This window comes from Nocardioides sp. J54, assembly GCF_000519005.1.
In the GTDB taxonomy this organism is placed as follows: Bacteria; Actinomycetota; Actinomycetes; order Propionibacteriales; family Nocardioidaceae; genus Nocardioides.
In genome coordinates this window covers 39,409-54,730 of record NZ_JAER01000021.1, presented here as the reverse complement: position 1 = coordinate 54,730, position 15,322 = coordinate 39,409, and the positions used below count along the sequence as shown (strand labels likewise).

At 74.0% G+C, this 15,322-nt stretch carries 11 protein-coding genes; 9 read left to right on the top strand and 2 right to left on the bottom strand.

Going from position 1 to position 15,322, the window contains the following annotated elements; translation table 11 throughout:
- The first annotated feature begins 101 nt into the window (after nucleotides 1-101).
- Genes NOCJ54_RS0114085 through NOCJ54_RS0114075 form a run of 3 tightly spaced genes read left to right on the top strand, consistent with a single transcriptional unit; the run spans nucleotide 102 to nucleotide 3,183 of the window.
- Entirely contained in the window at nucleotides 102-2,075 is a 1,974-nt protein-coding gene (locus tag NOCJ54_RS0114085; protein ID WP_028656004.1) for a M13 family metallopeptidase, read from the top strand.
- Complete coding sequence (locus NOCJ54_RS0114080) at nucleotides 2,072-2,824, top strand: hypothetical protein (protein WP_028656003.1); 753 nt, start codon at nucleotides 2,072-2,074, stop codon at nucleotides 2,822-2,824. Before NOCJ54_RS0114085 ends, NOCJ54_RS0114080 begins: the two co-directional genes overlap by 4 nt.
- Before the next feature lie 53 nt (nucleotides 2,825-2,877).
- Complete coding sequence (locus NOCJ54_RS0114075; protein ID WP_028656002.1) at nucleotides 2,878-3,183, top strand: DUF2470 domain-containing protein; 306 nt, start codon at nucleotides 2,878-2,880, stop codon at nucleotides 3,181-3,183.
- Between the two features lie 67 nt (nucleotides 3,184-3,250).
- On the opposite strand, the gene NOCJ54_RS28370 is transcribed toward NOCJ54_RS0114075, so the two are convergent.
- Complete coding sequence (locus NOCJ54_RS28370; protein WP_051485855.1) at nucleotides 3,251-4,036, bottom strand: hypothetical protein; 786 nt, start codon at nucleotides 4,034-4,036, stop codon at nucleotides 3,251-3,253.
- A gap of 187 nt (nucleotides 4,037-4,223) precedes the next feature.
- Here NOCJ54_RS28370 and NOCJ54_RS0114060 point away from each other — a divergent pair, with 187 nt between their 5' ends.
- From NOCJ54_RS0114060 to NOCJ54_RS0114045, 4 genes are all read left to right on the top strand, one after another.
- The gene (locus NOCJ54_RS0114060) at nucleotides 4,224-6,362 is read left to right on the top strand and encodes a RecQ family ATP-dependent DNA helicase (protein ID WP_028656001.1); all 2,139 of its coding nucleotides are present in this window, start codon (nucleotides 4,224-4,226) and stop codon (nucleotides 6,360-6,362) included.
- Nucleotides 6,363-6,562: 200 nt separating this feature from the next.
- Nucleotides 6,563-8,032: a hypothetical protein gene (locus NOCJ54_RS0114055; RefSeq protein ID WP_028656000.1), complete on the top strand. Its 1,470-nt coding sequence runs from the start codon at nucleotides 6,563-6,565 to the stop codon at nucleotides 8,030-8,032.
- A 21-nt stretch (nucleotides 8,033-8,053) separates the two neighbouring features.
- Nucleotides 8,054-10,900 (top strand): DEAD/DEAH box helicase, encoded by a 2,847-nt coding sequence (locus tag NOCJ54_RS0114050; RefSeq protein WP_028655999.1) that lies wholly within the window; start codon nucleotides 8,054-8,056, stop codon nucleotides 10,898-10,900.
- On the top strand, nucleotides 10,900-11,571 hold the full coding sequence (locus tag NOCJ54_RS0114045; RefSeq protein ID WP_036518016.1) for an SWIM zinc finger family protein: 672 nt from the start codon (nucleotides 10,900-10,902) through the stop codon (nucleotides 11,569-11,571). Before NOCJ54_RS0114050 ends, NOCJ54_RS0114045 begins: the two co-directional genes overlap by 1 nt.
- Before the next feature lie 147 nt (nucleotides 11,572-11,718).
- Here the strand turns inward: NOCJ54_RS0114045 and NOCJ54_RS0114040 are convergent, their stop codons facing one another.
- Complete coding sequence (locus NOCJ54_RS0114040; protein ID WP_232221790.1) at nucleotides 11,719-12,438, bottom strand: PaaX domain-containing protein, C- domain protein; 720 nt, start codon at nucleotides 12,436-12,438, stop codon at nucleotides 11,719-11,721.
- Nucleotides 12,439-12,501: 63 nt separating this feature from the next.
- Between NOCJ54_RS0114040 and NOCJ54_RS25885 the strand changes: the two genes are divergently transcribed.
- Nucleotides 12,502-13,533, top strand: a complete 1,032-nt coding sequence (locus NOCJ54_RS25885) for a crotonase/enoyl-CoA hydratase family protein (RefSeq protein ID WP_051485854.1) — start codon at nucleotides 12,502-12,504, stop codon at nucleotides 13,531-13,533.
- A gap of 2 nt (nucleotides 13,534-13,535) precedes the next feature.
- Nucleotides 13,536-15,164, top strand: coding sequence for an acyl-CoA dehydrogenase family protein (locus tag NOCJ54_RS0114030; protein WP_028655996.1), 1,629 nt, complete (start codon nucleotides 13,536-13,538; stop codon nucleotides 15,162-15,164).
- Nucleotides 15,165-15,322 lie beyond the last annotated feature (158 nt).

The following is a 15,322-nucleotide window of genomic DNA, read 5'->3' as shown; positions in this document are numbered from 1 at the left end:
TCCGACCGACCGGACCCGTTGCCGAGGGGGTTGCCGAGGAGATGCCGGGGGGATGCCGAGGGGGCGCGAACGCGGTTGACGCCACGCCCTAGGCTCGCCCCGTGAGCATCCTCGACGACGCCCGTCCCGGCATGGACCCCGACATCCGCCCGCAGGACGACCTCTTCGGCCACGTCAACGGCACCTGGCTGCGCGAGGTGGAGATCCCCTCGGACCGGTCCAGCTGGGGCCCGTTCGTCCAGCTGGCCGACCAGGCCGAGGAGGACGTGCGTGCGATCATCACCGAGCTCGCGGAGTCGGTCGCCGCCGGCACGCCGACCGGCTCGGACGACGCCCGCAAGATCGCGGACCTGTTCAACTCCTTCATGGACGTCGAGCGGGTTGAGGCTGCCGGCATCGCGCCGGCCCAGCCGCTCGTCGACGCCGTCGCCGGGCTGCGCGACGTCCGCGACGTCGCGGCGTTCCTCGGCGAGTTCGAGCGGATCGGCGGCTACGGCCTGTTCGGCTCCTACGTCGACACCGACGACCGCCAGTCCGACCGCTACCTGTTCCACGTCGTGCAGGGCGGGCTCGGGCTGCCGGACGAGTCCTACTACCGCGAGGACAAGTTCGCCGACATCCGCGAGGCGTACGTCGCCTACCTGAACCGGCTGCTCACGCTCGGCGGGCACGAGGACCCCGCCGGCGCCGCGCAGCGGATCCTCGCGCTCGACACCGAGCTGGCGAAGGGCCACTGGGAGCGGGCCGAGACCCGCGACGTGCAGAAGACCTACAACCTGCTGACCGGCGACGACCTCAAGCAGCTGTGCCCGTCGTTCGACTGGGACGCCTACATCACCAACCTGGGCGGCCGGGTCAGCGGCGAGACGGCGACCCTCGGCGAGGTCGTGGTCCGCCAGCCGTCGTACCTCGAGCACCTGTCGGGCGTCCTCGACTCGATCCCGGTCGAGCAGTGGCGTGACTGGTTCCTCTCGCGGGTGCTGCGCTCCGCCGCGCCGTACCTCTCCGACGAGTTCGTGCAGACCAACTTCGACTTCTACGGCCGCACCCTGTCCGGCACCCCCGAGCTGCGGGCGCGCTGGAAGCGGGCGGTGTCCTTCGTCGAGGGCGCGATGGGCGAGGCCGTCGGCAAGGAGTACGTCGCCCGCCACTTCCCGCCGTCGTCGAAGGCGATGATGGACGAGCTGGTCGCCAACCTGCTCGCGGCCTACCGCCAGTCGATCAGCAAGCTCGACTGGATGACGGAGGAGACCAAGCAGCGGGCCTACGAGAAGCTCGAGACCTTCCGCCCCAAGATCGGGTACCCGGAGAAGTTCCGCGACTACGGCGCGCTCGTGGTCGTCCCCGACGACCTGGTCGCCAACGCCCAGGCCGCTGCGGCGTTCGAGACCGACCGCCAGCTCGCCAAGATCGGCGCGCCGGTCGACCGCGACGAGTGGTTCATGCTCCCGCAGACCGTCAACGCCTACTACAACCCGGGCACCAACGAGATCTGCTTCCCCGCCGGCATCCTGCAGAAGCCGTTCTTCTCCCCCGACGCCGAGCCGGCGGAGAACTACGGCGGCATCGGCGCGGTCATCGGCCACGAGATCGGGCACGGCTTCGACGACCAGGGCGCGCAGTACGACGGCGAGGGCAACCTCAACGACTGGTGGACCCCGGACGACAAGGCCGCGTTCGAGGTGAAGTCGAAGGCGCTCGTCGCACAGTACGACGGCTTCTCCCCGCGCAACCTGCCCGACGAGAAGGTCAACGGCTCGCTCACGGTCGGCGAGAACATCGGCGACCTCGGCGGCCTGACCATCGCGCACACGGCGTACCTCATCGCCGAGGCGGCCGCGGGCCGCGAGCCGAGCGCGGAGGACCGCAAGAGGCTCTTCCTCAACTGGGCCTACGTGTGGCGCACGAAGCGCCGCACCGAGCAGGAGCAGCAGTACCTCACCATCGACCCGCACAGCCCGCCGGAGTTCCGCGCGAACATCGTGCGCAACCTCGACGAGTTCCACGAGGTGTTCGGCACGCAGCCCGGTGACGGCCTCTGGCTCGAGCCGGACGCCCGCGTCCGGATCTGGTGAGCGGGACGCCGCAGCGCAAGGGCGGCGGGGGGAAGCCGACCTGGCGCACCTACCGCCAGCCCGACGCCGACGAGGTCGAGCGCGAGGACCGCGACCGGGACGGCCACCCGCTCCCGCGGCCGGTCGAGGTCGCGACTCCGCCGAGCGCGGCGCCCGCCAGGTCCCGCGGCCGGAGGTGGGCCGTGGTCGCCGTGGCCACCGCCGTGGTGGCCGGCGGCGCCGTCTTCCTGCTCACCCGGGAGGGCGGACCGCTGGCGGCGGGGCCCGAGCCGTACCCGCACGAGGAGACCTACCAGCCGATCCTCACCGCGGACGGCCTCGACCGGCTCCTCGTCGCGATGCGGGAGCAGGTCGGGTCCACCGAAGTGCTCGACGCCTGGTTCGAGGGCGACGACGAGATCAGGTTCCAGGCGCCGCCGGGCGAGTCGGGCGACCTGGCCGGCGAGTGGCGCTGGGACGGCACCACGCTGGAGCAGTGGGCCGCCTACACGCCCGACGAGGGCCGGCAGCCCTTCGACCTCGCCGACGTGGACCCCACGGTGCTGGTCGAGCTCGACGAGCAGGCCCGCGATCGCTCGGACGGCGACATCAGCCGCAGCCTCGCGCACGTCGAGCGGCCGCGCGACGACGTCGACCACTGGATCTACCTCAAGGTCACCGAGGTCGACCACGGCGGCGTCGTGCTCTGGTCCGACCTCGCCGGAGAGGTCGAGGACGACCTCACCTGGAAGAGCTGGCGCGACGACTGACCGGTCCGGGGGTCGTGTCGGGACGTGACCACCCGCCTGCCAAGGTGGGCGGCATGGCCCACCAGTTCGACCCCGCCGTCGTCGACGCCGTGCTCGCGCACATGAACGACGACCACCTCGACGACAACCTGCTCATCGTCCGCGCCGCCGGTGACACCGAGGCGACCGCGGCGTCGATGAGCGGCCTCGACGGCGAGGCCGGCACCTGGACCGTGATCGGCCCCGAGGGCCCCGTCGGCGAGCGGCGCATCCCGTGGCCCGGCGGACCGATCACCGAGCGCGCCGAGATCCGCCGCGAGGTCGTCGTGCTCTACGAGCAGGCCTGCGCGCAGCTCGGCGTCGAGCCGCGTCCGCACTGACCCGCACTGACCGCACTGACCCGCACTGATCCGCCCGGCAGGCCCGGGTCGCGGGCCGCCCCGCCGGTCAGCGGGGGCGGCCGAGGAGCGCCCGGACCTGGCCGCGCACCTGCTCGCGCGCGGCACGGACCGCGTCGCGCACCGGCCTGAGCACGGCAGCCACGGCCCGTCGTACGGCGCGGGCGGGGGCGACGACCACCGCACGCCAGGCCGCCCGGACCGCGTTCCCGACCGGCGTGAGCACGTGCCGGTAGGCCCGGACCAGTGGCCAGGTGACGACCCGCCACGCAGCGGCGAGGACGCGGCCCGCCGTGCGCCACGCCCAGACGAACGGATGCGCCAGGCCGCGCAGCAGCGGCCGCAGGCCGTGCTGCCAGAGCCCACGCACCGCACGGCCGATCGCCCGGGCGACTGCCTCGATCGCGTGCACCACCGGCATCACCAGGTGGTCGAGCAGCCACACCCCGACCGCCGACACGACGGCGACGACGGGGAGCAGCACGGTCCGGCCCAGCCAGCGCACCGGTACCCACAGGACCGACAGCACCGGGCGCAGCACGGCGGCCAGCGCCCGGCCCAGCGCGGAGAGGAAGCGCTCGACCGCCCTGCCCACGGCAGCGGACGCACGACGCAGCAGCTCCCACGCGGCCCGCACGGGCAGCACCACCACGAGCGCGCTCACGCGCGCCGGCCACAGCAGCCACCCGGCGGGCTCGGGCGTCGTACCGGCGGCGGCCGGGTGGCCCAGCGGCGCCGGCCCCTCGGGCGCGGAGGCGGCGGGCGGCTCGTAGGCCGCGTACCGCGGCTCACCTGGCGTCATGGCGGCCATCATCTCCAGCGGCACCGGGACCATGCCGGTGAAGGCTCGGACGGGCGAGGGAAAAATAAGTGCAACCGCCGGCGTCTCGGGTCACCAGCGGTTGCAAGGAAGAAGTTAGTAGGTCGCGCCGGGCTTGTCAGGGTTTTCGCAGAAATTCGTCAGGCATCGGATCTGTGGACAAGGTGACGGGCCTGTCGGGCCCCGCTGGTAGACACGGGGCATGAGCTCCGACGCCGCGCCCAGCGCCACCCGCGACCGCGCCGAGGAGCACCTGCGCGCGCTCGTCGGGAAGCCCGACGCGCGGCTCTACGACGACCAGTGGGCGGCGATCGCGGCGCTGGTCGTGGAGCGGCGCCGGTCCCTGGTCGTGCAGCGCACGGGGTGGGGCAAGTCGGCGGTCTACTTCGTCGCGACGCTGCTGCTGCGCGAGCAGGGGAGCGGGCCGACGGTGATCATCTCGCCGCTGCTCGCGCTGATGCGCAACCAGATCCAGGCCGCCGAACGCGCCGGGATCCGCGCGGTGACGGTGAACTCCACCAACACCGAGCAGTGGGAGGAGATCCACGCCTCCATCCAGGCCGGCGAGGTCGACGTGCTGCTGGTCAGCCCCGAGCGGCTCAACAACCCCGGCTTCCGCGACGAGGTGCTGCCCCGGCTCGCCGCGACCTGCGGCCTGCTGGTGGTCGACGAGGCGCACTGCATCTCCGACTGGGGCCACGACTTCCGGCCTGACTACCGCCGGATCCGCACGCTGCTGCAGGACCTGCCGACCGGCATCCCGGTGCTCGCGACCACCGCGACCGCCAACCAGCGGGTGACCGACGACGTCTCCGAGCAGCTCGGTGCTGACACCCTGGTCCTGCGCGGCAGCCTCGACCGGGAGTCGCTGCGTCTCGGCGTGGTGCGGCTCACGACCGCCGAGCAGCGGCTGGCCTGGCTCGCCGACCACCTCTCCGAGCAGCCCGGCAGCGGCATCGTCTACTGCCTGACTGTCGCGGCCACCCAGGAGGTCGCCGACTACCTGCGCAGTCGCGGGCACCAGGTGGCGGCCTACTCCGGCCAGACCGAGCAGACCGAGCGACTCGCCCTCGAGCAGGCGCTGATCAACGGCGAGGTCAAGGCGCTCATCGCGACCAGCGCGCTCGGCATGGGCTTCGACGCCTCCCTCGGCTTCGTGGTCAACCTCGGCGCACCCAACAGCCCGGTCGCCTACTACCAGCAGGTGGGCCGCGCCGGCCGCGGCGGCAACCTGCCGCCCGAGGGCGCGTCGGTCGTGCTGCTGCCGGCCGTCGAGGACCGCGACATCTGGGCCTACTTCGCGTCCCTGGCCTTCCCGCGCGAGGAGCTGGTCCGCGAGACCCTCGCCGTGCTCGCCGAGGAGGGTCGCCCGCTCAGCACCGCCGCCATCGAGCCGCGCGTCGACCTGTCGCGCAACCGGCTCGAGACCATGCTCAAGGTGCTCGACGTCGACGGCGCGGTCCGCCGGGTGCGCGGCGGCTGGGAGTCGACCGGTCGGCCGTGGGAGTACGACGCCGAGCGCTACGCCCGGGTGAGCGCTGCCCGCGAGGTCGAGCAGCGCGCGATGCTCGACTACCTCGAGACCGACGAGTGCCGGATGCTCTACCTGCGCCGCCAGCTCGACGACCCCGAGGTGCTCGCCGACCCCGGTTGGCGCTGCGGCCGCTGCGACAACTGCGGCGGCCTGGCGTTGTCCGTCGACGTGTCGACCGAGGCCGTCGCCCAGGCCGCCGACCGGCTCGCCCGCCCCGGCGTCCCGATCGAGCCCCGCAAGCTCTGGCCGACCGGCATGAAGGCGATCGGCATCGACCTCTCCGGCCGGATCAACCCGCCCGCCGAGGAGGGCCGCGCCATCGCCCGGCTCACCGACCTCGGCCACGGCCCCGCCCTGCGCGCCCTGTTCACGCCCGGCCCCGACGGCACCCGCTACGACGGTCCGGTCCCCGACTCCCTCGCCCGCGCGATGGTCGGCATGCTGCAGGACTGGCAGCCCAGGGTCGACGCCATCGTGGTCGCCGAGTCCGAGCAGCGCCCGCAGCTCGTCGCCGACCTCGCCTCCGGCCTGTCCCGCTTCCTGCAGGTCCCGGTCGTCGGCCAGTGGGCCGTCGTCGACCCCACCGTCGGCCCCGACCGCGGCGCCACCAACTCCGCCCAGCGCGTCGCCGCGGTCCAGCGCCGCTGCGCCCTGCGCCTCGACACCCCCGACGCGGTCCGCGACGCCCGGGTGCTGCTCGTCGACGACCGCGTCGTGACCGGCTGGTCCACCACGCTCGCATCGGTCGCGCTGCACCAGGCCGGAGCGGCGGGCGTCGTACCGCTCGTGCTGGCGGTGAACGCCTGAGCCGGGCGTCCCGACAAATTCGCCGGTCGACCGGCGAAACTAATTCTCGACCGACGAAACTTCGACGGTCAGGTGTGAGTTTCGCCGGCTGACCGGCGAAACTTGTGACTGGTGTGACGGTTGGGGTGCCCCGCGACCTGACCCGCGAGCCCACCCCGACCTCCCCCGCCCCGGCGCCGCCACGCCCTAGATTGACGCGCATGAGTGACGACTCCCCGTCCCAGGACAAGCCCGCGTCCCGTCCGACGGCCGGAGGTGGCGACGGGCCGCCGCCGTTCGAGCCGGACAAGACGGTGGTGCGCCCGCGGGAGCCGCAGCCGCCCTCGGGCGCGATCGACGACGGCGACGACACCCCCGAGGTCACGCCCGACGCCACCCCTGACGCTGCCGGCGACCCCGGCGACCGCGGCGAGACCCAGCCGATCCGTGCAGACGGCCCGCCGCCGCCCCCGCCGATGATGACCCCGGCCGACGCACCGGACACCGAGCTCGCGCAGCCGGCGCCGCCCGCCTCCCCGACCACCACGATGGTGCCGACGGCGCCCGACGGCACCCCCGCCGAGGGGTACGACGGCACGCCGCCCGGCCACGCCGGCGGGCCGGTGCGGCCCGAGTTCCCGATGCGGGCCTCGCGGGCGGGGCTGACCGGCGCGGTCGTCGCGATCGGGACCGGCCTGCTGGCCGCGGCGATCGTCATCGCCTGCTTCAACGCCCGCGACGAGAACGGCGACATCGACTGGTCGCACTACGCCGTCGCGCTGGGCGCCAGCGCCGGCCTCCTGCTGATCGCGGTCCTCGGCGCGGTGTCCAGCCGCCGCGCCGGCGGCCGCGCCCGCGAGGAGGTCGTCACCTGGCCCGGTGTCGTGGGCAGCCTCGGCGCCGCGCTGTGCATCGGCATCGGCATCGACAAGGACGACGACTGGGTCGCCTACCTCATCGGCGCCGTCCTCGTGGTGCTCGGTGCGCTCGGCTACCTCGCCGCCCGACGGGCCGCGTTCGTGCTGCTCGCGATCCTCGGCCTCGCGCTGGTCTACGGCGTCGCGCTCGACGGCGTGGTCTCCGACGCGGTCGGGGACGGCCACCCGCAGGTCGTGATGGCCGTGCTGGTGGCGCTGTTCGTGGTCGTGGTGACCCTCCTCGGCTGGGCGCTGCCGACCCGGGCGGTGACCGGCGTGGTCGTCGGTGGGTTCGGGCTCGCCGTGTTCGTCGGGATCGTGGCGTCCTTCGTGGTCACCCGCTTCCTGGGCGGCCTGTTCGGCGGGTTCCTCGGCGGCTTCGGCGACCTGCCGGGGACCTCCGACCAGACCGGCGGTGCGGGCGGCCTCGACGACAGCGGCGGCCTGGGTGGGTTCGGCGACGCCGACCTCTTCGGCCGGGCCGGCTTCCAGGAGTCCGACGTGTGGTGGGTCGTCGCGCTCTTCGCGCTGCTCATCGTGCTGTGGGCGCTGGCCGCTGCGCTGTCCAACCACTCCGGCTTCAGCATCCTCGCGATCGCTGCGGCCGGCGTGCTCGTGCCGCTCACGGCGGCGGCGCTGGCGGTCGAGCGTCCGTCGGTGTGGGCCGCGGTGCTGGCCGCCACCGGCGGTGTGGTGCTGATCGGGGCCGCGCTGCTCGCGCGGGTCCGCGGGCGTCGTACCGCCTCCGAGCTGACCGCGGAACCAACTGTCTGACCCGGGCGTTAACGTCCCCATGTGAGCTTCGTTCCCGTCACCGGCCCGGCGACCTTCCGGGCCGGCGACGAGGACGGCCCGGCCCTGATCGAGTTCACCGACGCCGCGCCCGCCGGCCGCAGCGTGTCGCTGCCCGTGCGCGCCGCGCTGCCCGTGCTCAGCCGCGCGCACACCCGCGACGACACCCACCCGAGCGTCGCGCTCCTCAGCGGCGCCGCGCTGCTCGGGCTGCGCCTGGTCGCTGCCGGCAAGGTCGCGCCCACCGATGACGAGCGGCCCGGGTGGCGCGTCGAGGGTCTCGACGACGCCGACCGCGACGCCGTACGACGCCTCGCCGCTGCCCGTGCCCACGACGGCCTTTCCGCCGACGACGCAGCCCGGCTGGTCCGCGACGTCCTCGACGCGGTCGCCGACGCCATGCCCCGCGCGGCCCCGGCACTGCGCACCCGGCCGGGCCGGTCAGCAGCTAGTGCTGCCGCGACGACGGCCGCCTCCGCGGCGGCGGCCGTCCGTGACCCGGAGGAGTTCGCCGACCGGGTCCGCAAGCGGCTCGCCGAGCGGGCGGCGCGTGAGGAGGAGGCCGAGCGCCGTTCGCGTCGTGCCGAGCTGCCCGACCTGGTGCGGGTCTCGCTGCGGGTCGAGGCCGACGAGGAGGAGCTGGTCGCCGGCGCGGTGCGGGTGGTGCTGCAGGTGCACGACGAGCGCGATCCGCTGCACGTCTGCGACGCCGCCCTGCTGTGGACCGGCTCCGAGGACGACCACGGGTTCGGTGCCCGGGCGCGGATCCACGCCAGCATCGCGTTGCGCGCCGCCGCCGACGTGTGGCCGGTGCTCGACCGCTTCCTCGCCCTGTCGGTGCCCGACCAGCTGGCCCTCGACGGCGAGGAGATCTCCAGCCTCCTCGAGCGGGTCGGCGCGCTGCGCGAGGTCGGCGTCGACGTGCACTGGCCCCGCTCGCTGGGCCCCGAGCTGACCACCCGCGCGGTCCTCGACCGGCAGCGCGACCCGAAGGCGGGGGAGCGCGGTCCCGAGGAGCTGCCGCTGCAGGAGAGCCCGTTCTCGGCGCAGGGGCTGTTCGCCTTCTCCTGGCAGGTCGCCTTCCACGGCGAGCCGCTCACCGACGAGGAGGTGGCCGAGCTCGCCCGGGCCGCGAGCCCGGTGGTCAAGCTGCGCGGCGCGTGGACCGTCGTCGACCCGACGACGGCGCTGCGCGCCCGCAAGCGGCTGATCCGCAAGGCGACCGGCGCGCAGGCCCTGGCCGCCGCGCTCACCGGCACCACCGAGGTCCCCGCCGTCGACGACGAGCCCGCCACGGCCGTCGTCGTCGTCGGCGCCAGCCTGCTGAAGGTCCGCGAGCAGGTGCTCGCCGCCGCCACCCGTGACCCGCTGCCCGAGCCGCCGGGCCTGGCCGCGACCCTGCGCGACTACCAGCGTCACGGGCTGACCTGGCTCGCCGACCTCACCCGCCTCGGCCTCGGCGCCTGCCTGGCCGACGACATGGGCCTGGGCAAGACGATCACCCTCATCGCGCTGCACCTGCACCGCCGCGCCGCCGGGCTCGCCGGCGACGGTCCCACCCTCGTCGTGTGCCCGGCGAGCCTGCTCGGCAACTGGGAGAGCGAGGTCGAGAAGTTCGCCCCCGGCGTGCCGGTGCGCCGGTTCCACGGGGGCTCCCGCTCGCTCGACGACCTCGGCGGCGGGTTCGTGCTGACGACGTACGGCACGCTGCGTCGCGACGCCGCCACCCTCGCCGGCGTCGAGTGGGACCTCGTCGTCGCCGACGAGGCGCAGCACGTCAAGAACTCCCGCACCACCACCGCCCGTGCCCTGCGGCAGCTGCCCAACCGCGCCCGCGTCGCGCTCACCGGCACGCCGGTGGAGAACGACCTCACTGAGCTGTGGTCGATCCTCGACTGGTGCGTCCCTGGCCTGCTCGGCAGCCGTCAGGCGTTCCGCCGGGTGTGGGGTGCGCCGATCGAGTCCGGCACCGAGCCGACCAAGGCCCGCCAGTTCGCCGACCTGATCGGCCCGTTCCTGCTGCGCCGCCGCAAGTCCGACCCCGGCATCGCGCCCGAGCTGCCGCCGAAGACCGAGACCGACCACCTGCTCGGCCTCACCCGCGAGCAGGTGGTCCTCTACGAGGCCTTCGTCCGCGACTCGATGGAGCGCATCGAGCGTGCCGACCCCGACAGCCGCCGCGGCCTGGTGCTCGCCCTGCTGACCGGGCTCAAGCAGATCTGCAACCACCCGGCGCAGTTCCTCAAGCAGTCCGGCGCGGTCCGCCTCACCGGCCGCTCGGAGAAGCTGGAGCTCCTCGACGAGCTGGTCGCCACCGTCCTCGCCGAGGGCGGCGCCGTCCTCGTGTTCACGCAGTACGTCGCCATGGCCCGCCTCATCGAGCAGCACCTCACCAGCGTCGGGGTGCCACACCAGTTCCTGCACGGCGGCACCCCCGTCGCGCAGCGGGAGGCGATGGTTCGCCGGTTCCAGGACGCCGACGCCACTGACGGCGTGCCCGTCTTCCTGCTCTCCCTCAAGGCCGGCGGCACTGGCCTCAACCTCACCCGCGCCGACCACGTCATCCACGTCGACCGGTGGTGGAACCCCGCCGTCGAGGAGCAGGCCACCGACCGTGCCTACCGGATCGGGCAGACCAAGCCGGTCCAGGTGCACCGCATGGTCACCCGCGGCACCATCGAGGAGCGGGTCGCCCAGCTGCTCACCCGCAAGCGCCAGCTCGCCGACGCCGTGCTCGCCCGCGGCGAGGCGGCGCTGACCGAGCTGAGCAACGAGGAGCTGCGCGACCTCGTCACCCTCCGCAAGGAGCAGCGCCGCGAGGCGCTGCTGGCCGAGCAGGACGCCGACTGATGCGCACGACCTACGCCCGCCTCTCCCAGCCCCCACGCGGGGTCCGCACCTGGTGGGGCAAGGCGTGGCAGCGTGCGGTCGAGGAGGCGGCGTACTCCGAGGCCGAGCTCAAGCCCGGCCGCGCCGCCGCCCGCCGCGGCGACGTCGGCGGGATCAGCGTCGACGACGGCTCCCTGCTCGCCGCCGTCCGCGACGGCGACGACGCCTGGACCGTCGAGGTCGACGTCCCCGTCCTCGAGCCGGAGGTGCGCACCGCCCTCGTCGAGGTGGTCGCCGCCGAGTCCGGCCGGATCGCCGACCTGCTCTCCGGCACCTTGCCGCACGACCTCGTCGAGCACGCCGAGGAGGTCGGCGTCGAGCTGCTGCCCTACGGCGGCGAGCTGGCCGCCCGCTGCACCTGCGACCACTACCTCGACCCCTGCAAGCACGCGATCGCCGTCCTCGTCCAGGCCGGCTGGCTGGTCGACGAGGACCCGCTCGTCCTCTTCGCCCTGCGCGGCCTGCACCGCGAGGCCCTGCTCGCCGCCCTCCACGCCCGCGCCGCGGACCAGCCCGACGGCTCTGCCACCCCGGTCGTCGGCGAGCTCGCCGACGACGTCGAGCTCGCGGTCGACGCCGCCCTGCGCGCCCAGTCCCTGCTGCGCGACTTCGGCGAGCCGGACGACGCCTGAGCCGGCGCGCCCAGATCGCCCCACCAGTCACAGGATTCGCCGGTCGACCGGCAAAACTCACACCTGACCGACGAAGTTTCGTCGGTCAAGCAACAGTTTCGCCGGTCGACCGGCGAAACTGTCGCGACGTCCCGGACTCGCCCAGCCCTACCGCCCGATCGCCAGCGCGCGCAGCTCGGCCTGGTAGCCGGCGTACGCCGCCCGCATCTGCGCGGCCGGCCAGCCGTGCGGCAGCAGGGCGGCGGGGAGCAGCGGGTCGCCGGCCAGGTGGCGCACGACCTGCGCGGCGACGGCCAGCCGCGGGGCCGGGTCCGTGGTCGACCCCAGCGCGTCGAGCAGCTCGCGGCCGGTCGCGGCCCACGCGGGCAGGTCCCACAGCCCGGACGCCATCGCCGCCGGGTCGTCGTCGGGGACGGCGGTGAAGCAGCGCAGGACCGGGTCGTCGGCGTACCCCCGCGGCCGCGACAGGTTGGCCGGCCGGGTCCAGACGCCCTCGCGCAGCTCCGCCAGGCGGTACGACGCCAGCCGGTCCCGCAGCGCCGCGCGCTCCGGCCCGGGGCGACCGGCCACCACGACGACCGCGAGCTCCCAGCTGCCGTCCCACGGCGTCTCGGCGTCGAGGACGGCTTCGTCCTGCCGGCGCTGGCGCCGCGCGAGCCGCTCGCCCAGCACGTAGTCGCCGTCCTCGCGGTAGAGGTCCCCGGCGGCGACCGCGCGGGTGAGCGCGACCCGGGTGGTGGAGGCCGGGACGCCGAAGTGCTCGCCGGCGCGGACCAGCTCGGCCGACGACATCCGGTGCGGGTGCGACCCGAGCAGCAGGCTCAGCACCACCGAGCGGGCCGGCAGCGGGGCGAGGTCGACGGCCACGGCCGGGATCCTTCCACGCTACAGATCTCGACACAACTGTTTCCCGACGCGTAATGTCGTGCCATGACCGAACCCGCCGGGTGGCGCCGGCCTGCGCACGAGGGCCCCGACTCGCCGTACCGTGACGCCCCGCCGCCGAGCGAGGAGGTGCCCGCCTACCGGACGCTGACCTACGAGGTCGACGGCCGGGTCGCACGGCTGACCTTCAACCGCCCCGAGCAGGGCAACTCGATCACCCCGGACACCCCGGTCGAGCTCGCCGACGCCGTCGAGCGCGCCGACCTCGACCCGCGGGTGCACGTCATCGTGCTCAGCGGGCGCGGCAAGGGCTTCTGCGGCGGCTACGACCTCGCCGCCTCGGCCGAGGGGCTGATGGACGGCGGGCTCGTGGGCGGCGCCCCGCAGGTCGGGACCGTGCTCGACCCGACCGTGCAGGCCCACAACCACGACCCGGCCGGCACCTGGGACCCGATGGTCGACTACGCGATGATGAGCCGCTTCACCCGCGGCTTCGCGAGCCTGCTGCACGCGAACAAGCCCACCGTCGCGAGCATCCACGGCTTCTGCGTGGCCGGCGGCACCGACATCGCGCTGCACTGCGACCAGATCGTGGTCGCGGCCGACGCCAAGATCGGCTACCCGCCGACCCGGGTCTGGGGCATCCCGTCCGCCGGGCTGTGGGCGCACCGGCTGGGCGACCAGCGCGCCAAGCGGCTGCTGCTCACCGGCGACACGCTCACCGGCCGCGAGGCCGCCGAGTGGGGCCTGGCGGTCGAGGCGCCCGAGCCCGAGCAGCTCGCGGAGCGCACCGAGGCTCTGGTCCAGCGCATCGCCGCGATGCCGCTCAACCAGCTCGTCATGGTCAAGCTCGCGCTCAACTCCGCGCTGCTCGCCCAGGGCGTCCAGAACAGCCAGATGATCAGCACCGTCCTCGATGGCGTCGCCCGCCACACCCGCGAGGGCTACGCCTTCCAGCAGCGCGCCGCCGAGGTCGGCTTCCGCCAGGCGGTGCGTGAGCGCGACGCCGCGCCGTACGACGACCACGGCCCGCGCACCAGCAACGTGACCAACCAGCACACCAGCAGCGAGGGATGACCATGTCCAGCACGCACGACGTCACCAATCAGGTCCCGCCGCTCGTCGGCCACGACACCTCTGCCGACCCCGCGCTCCTCGAGGGCATCGAGCGCGAGGGCGCCGCGTGGGCGCTGCCGGAGATCCGCGAGCTCGGCCGCCTCGCCGGCACGCAGGAGGCGATGGACTGGGGCCGGCTCGCCGAGCGGGTGCCGCCGAGGCTGCACACCCACGACCGCTACGGCCGCCGCGTCGACGAGGTCGAGTACGTCCCGGCCTACCACCAGCTCATGGAGACCGCGGTCAGCCACGGTGTCCACGCCGCGCCCTGGGCCGACGACCGCCGCGGGGCGCACGTCGCCCGCGCCGCGAAGTTCTACGCCTGGAACGTCGACGCCGGGCACGGCTGCCCGGTCTCGATGACCTACGCCGTCGTACCCGCCCTGAGGGCGAACCCTGAGCTCGCCGCCCGCTTCGAGCCGCTGCTCACCAACCGGGTCTACGACTTCGGCCTGCGCGACCCCGAGGCCAAGGCCGGTCTCATCGCCGGCATGTCGATGACGGAGAAGCAGGGCGGCTCCGACGTCCGCGCCAACACCACGACCGCGACCCCGCAGCCCGACGGCAGCTACCGCATCGTCGGGCACAAGTGGTTCACCTCGGCGCCGATGTCCGACATGTTCCTCACCCTCGCCCAGGCGCCCGGAGGGCTGTCGTGCTTCCTGCTCCCGCGGGTGCTGCCCGGCGGTGACGCCAACCCGATCCGCTTCATGCGGCTCAAGGACAAGCTCGGCAACAAGTCGAACGCCTCCTCGGAGATCGAGTACGACAACGCCGTCGGCTGGCTCGTCGGCGAGGAGGGCCGCGGGGTCAAGACCATCGTCGAGATGGTCAACATGACCCGCCTCGACTGCGTCATCGGCTCCGCGTCCGGCATGCGTTTCGCGCTCGTCCAGGCCGCCCACCACGCCCGCCACCGTGCCGCTTTCGGCAAGCTCCTCATCGACCAGCCGCTGATGCGCAACGTGCTCGCCGACCTCGCGGTCGAGTCCGAGGCCGCGACCACCGCGATGATGCGGCTCGCCGGCGCCAACGACCGCGCGATCCACGGCGACGCCGGTGAGGCCGCGCTGCGCCGCCTCGCCCTCGCCGCGACCAAGTACTACGTCTGCAAGCGCGGACCGGTCCTGGCCAACGAGGCGCTCGAGTGCCTCGGCGGCAACGGCTACACCGAGGACTTCGACCTCGCCCGGATCTACCGCGAGCTGCCGCTGCTCTCGATCTGGGAGGGCTCCGGCAACGTCGCCGCCCTCGACGCGCTGCGCGCCATCGGCCGCGAGCCCGAGTCCCTCGACGCCTTCTTCGTCGAGGCCGAGCTCGCCGTCGGCACCGACCCGCGCTACGACGACGCGGTGGCCTCGCTGAAGAAGGAGCTCACCCAGTTCGACGACATCGAGCTGCGCGCCCGCCGCCTCGTCGAGCAGATCGCCGTCGTCTTCCAGGCCGGCCTGCTCCTCCGGTTCGCACCCGCCGCCGTCGCCGACGCCTTCTGCGCCACCCGCCTCGCCCGCGACTGGGGCAGCGCCTTCGGCACCCTGCCCGCCGGCCTCGACCTCACCCCGATCCTCGACCGCACCGAGCCCGGGTTCTGAGACAGGGCCTGAGACGGGGCGGAATTGCTGCGGTAGTCCTGGGTCAAAAGCACCTTTCCACAGGGTTTTCGGTGCTTTTGACCCGGGACTACCCCGCTCCGGACCCCGGGCCAGACCCCTCGGCGGGAGGCGGCGAACGACGGTAGTCCCTGACGAAA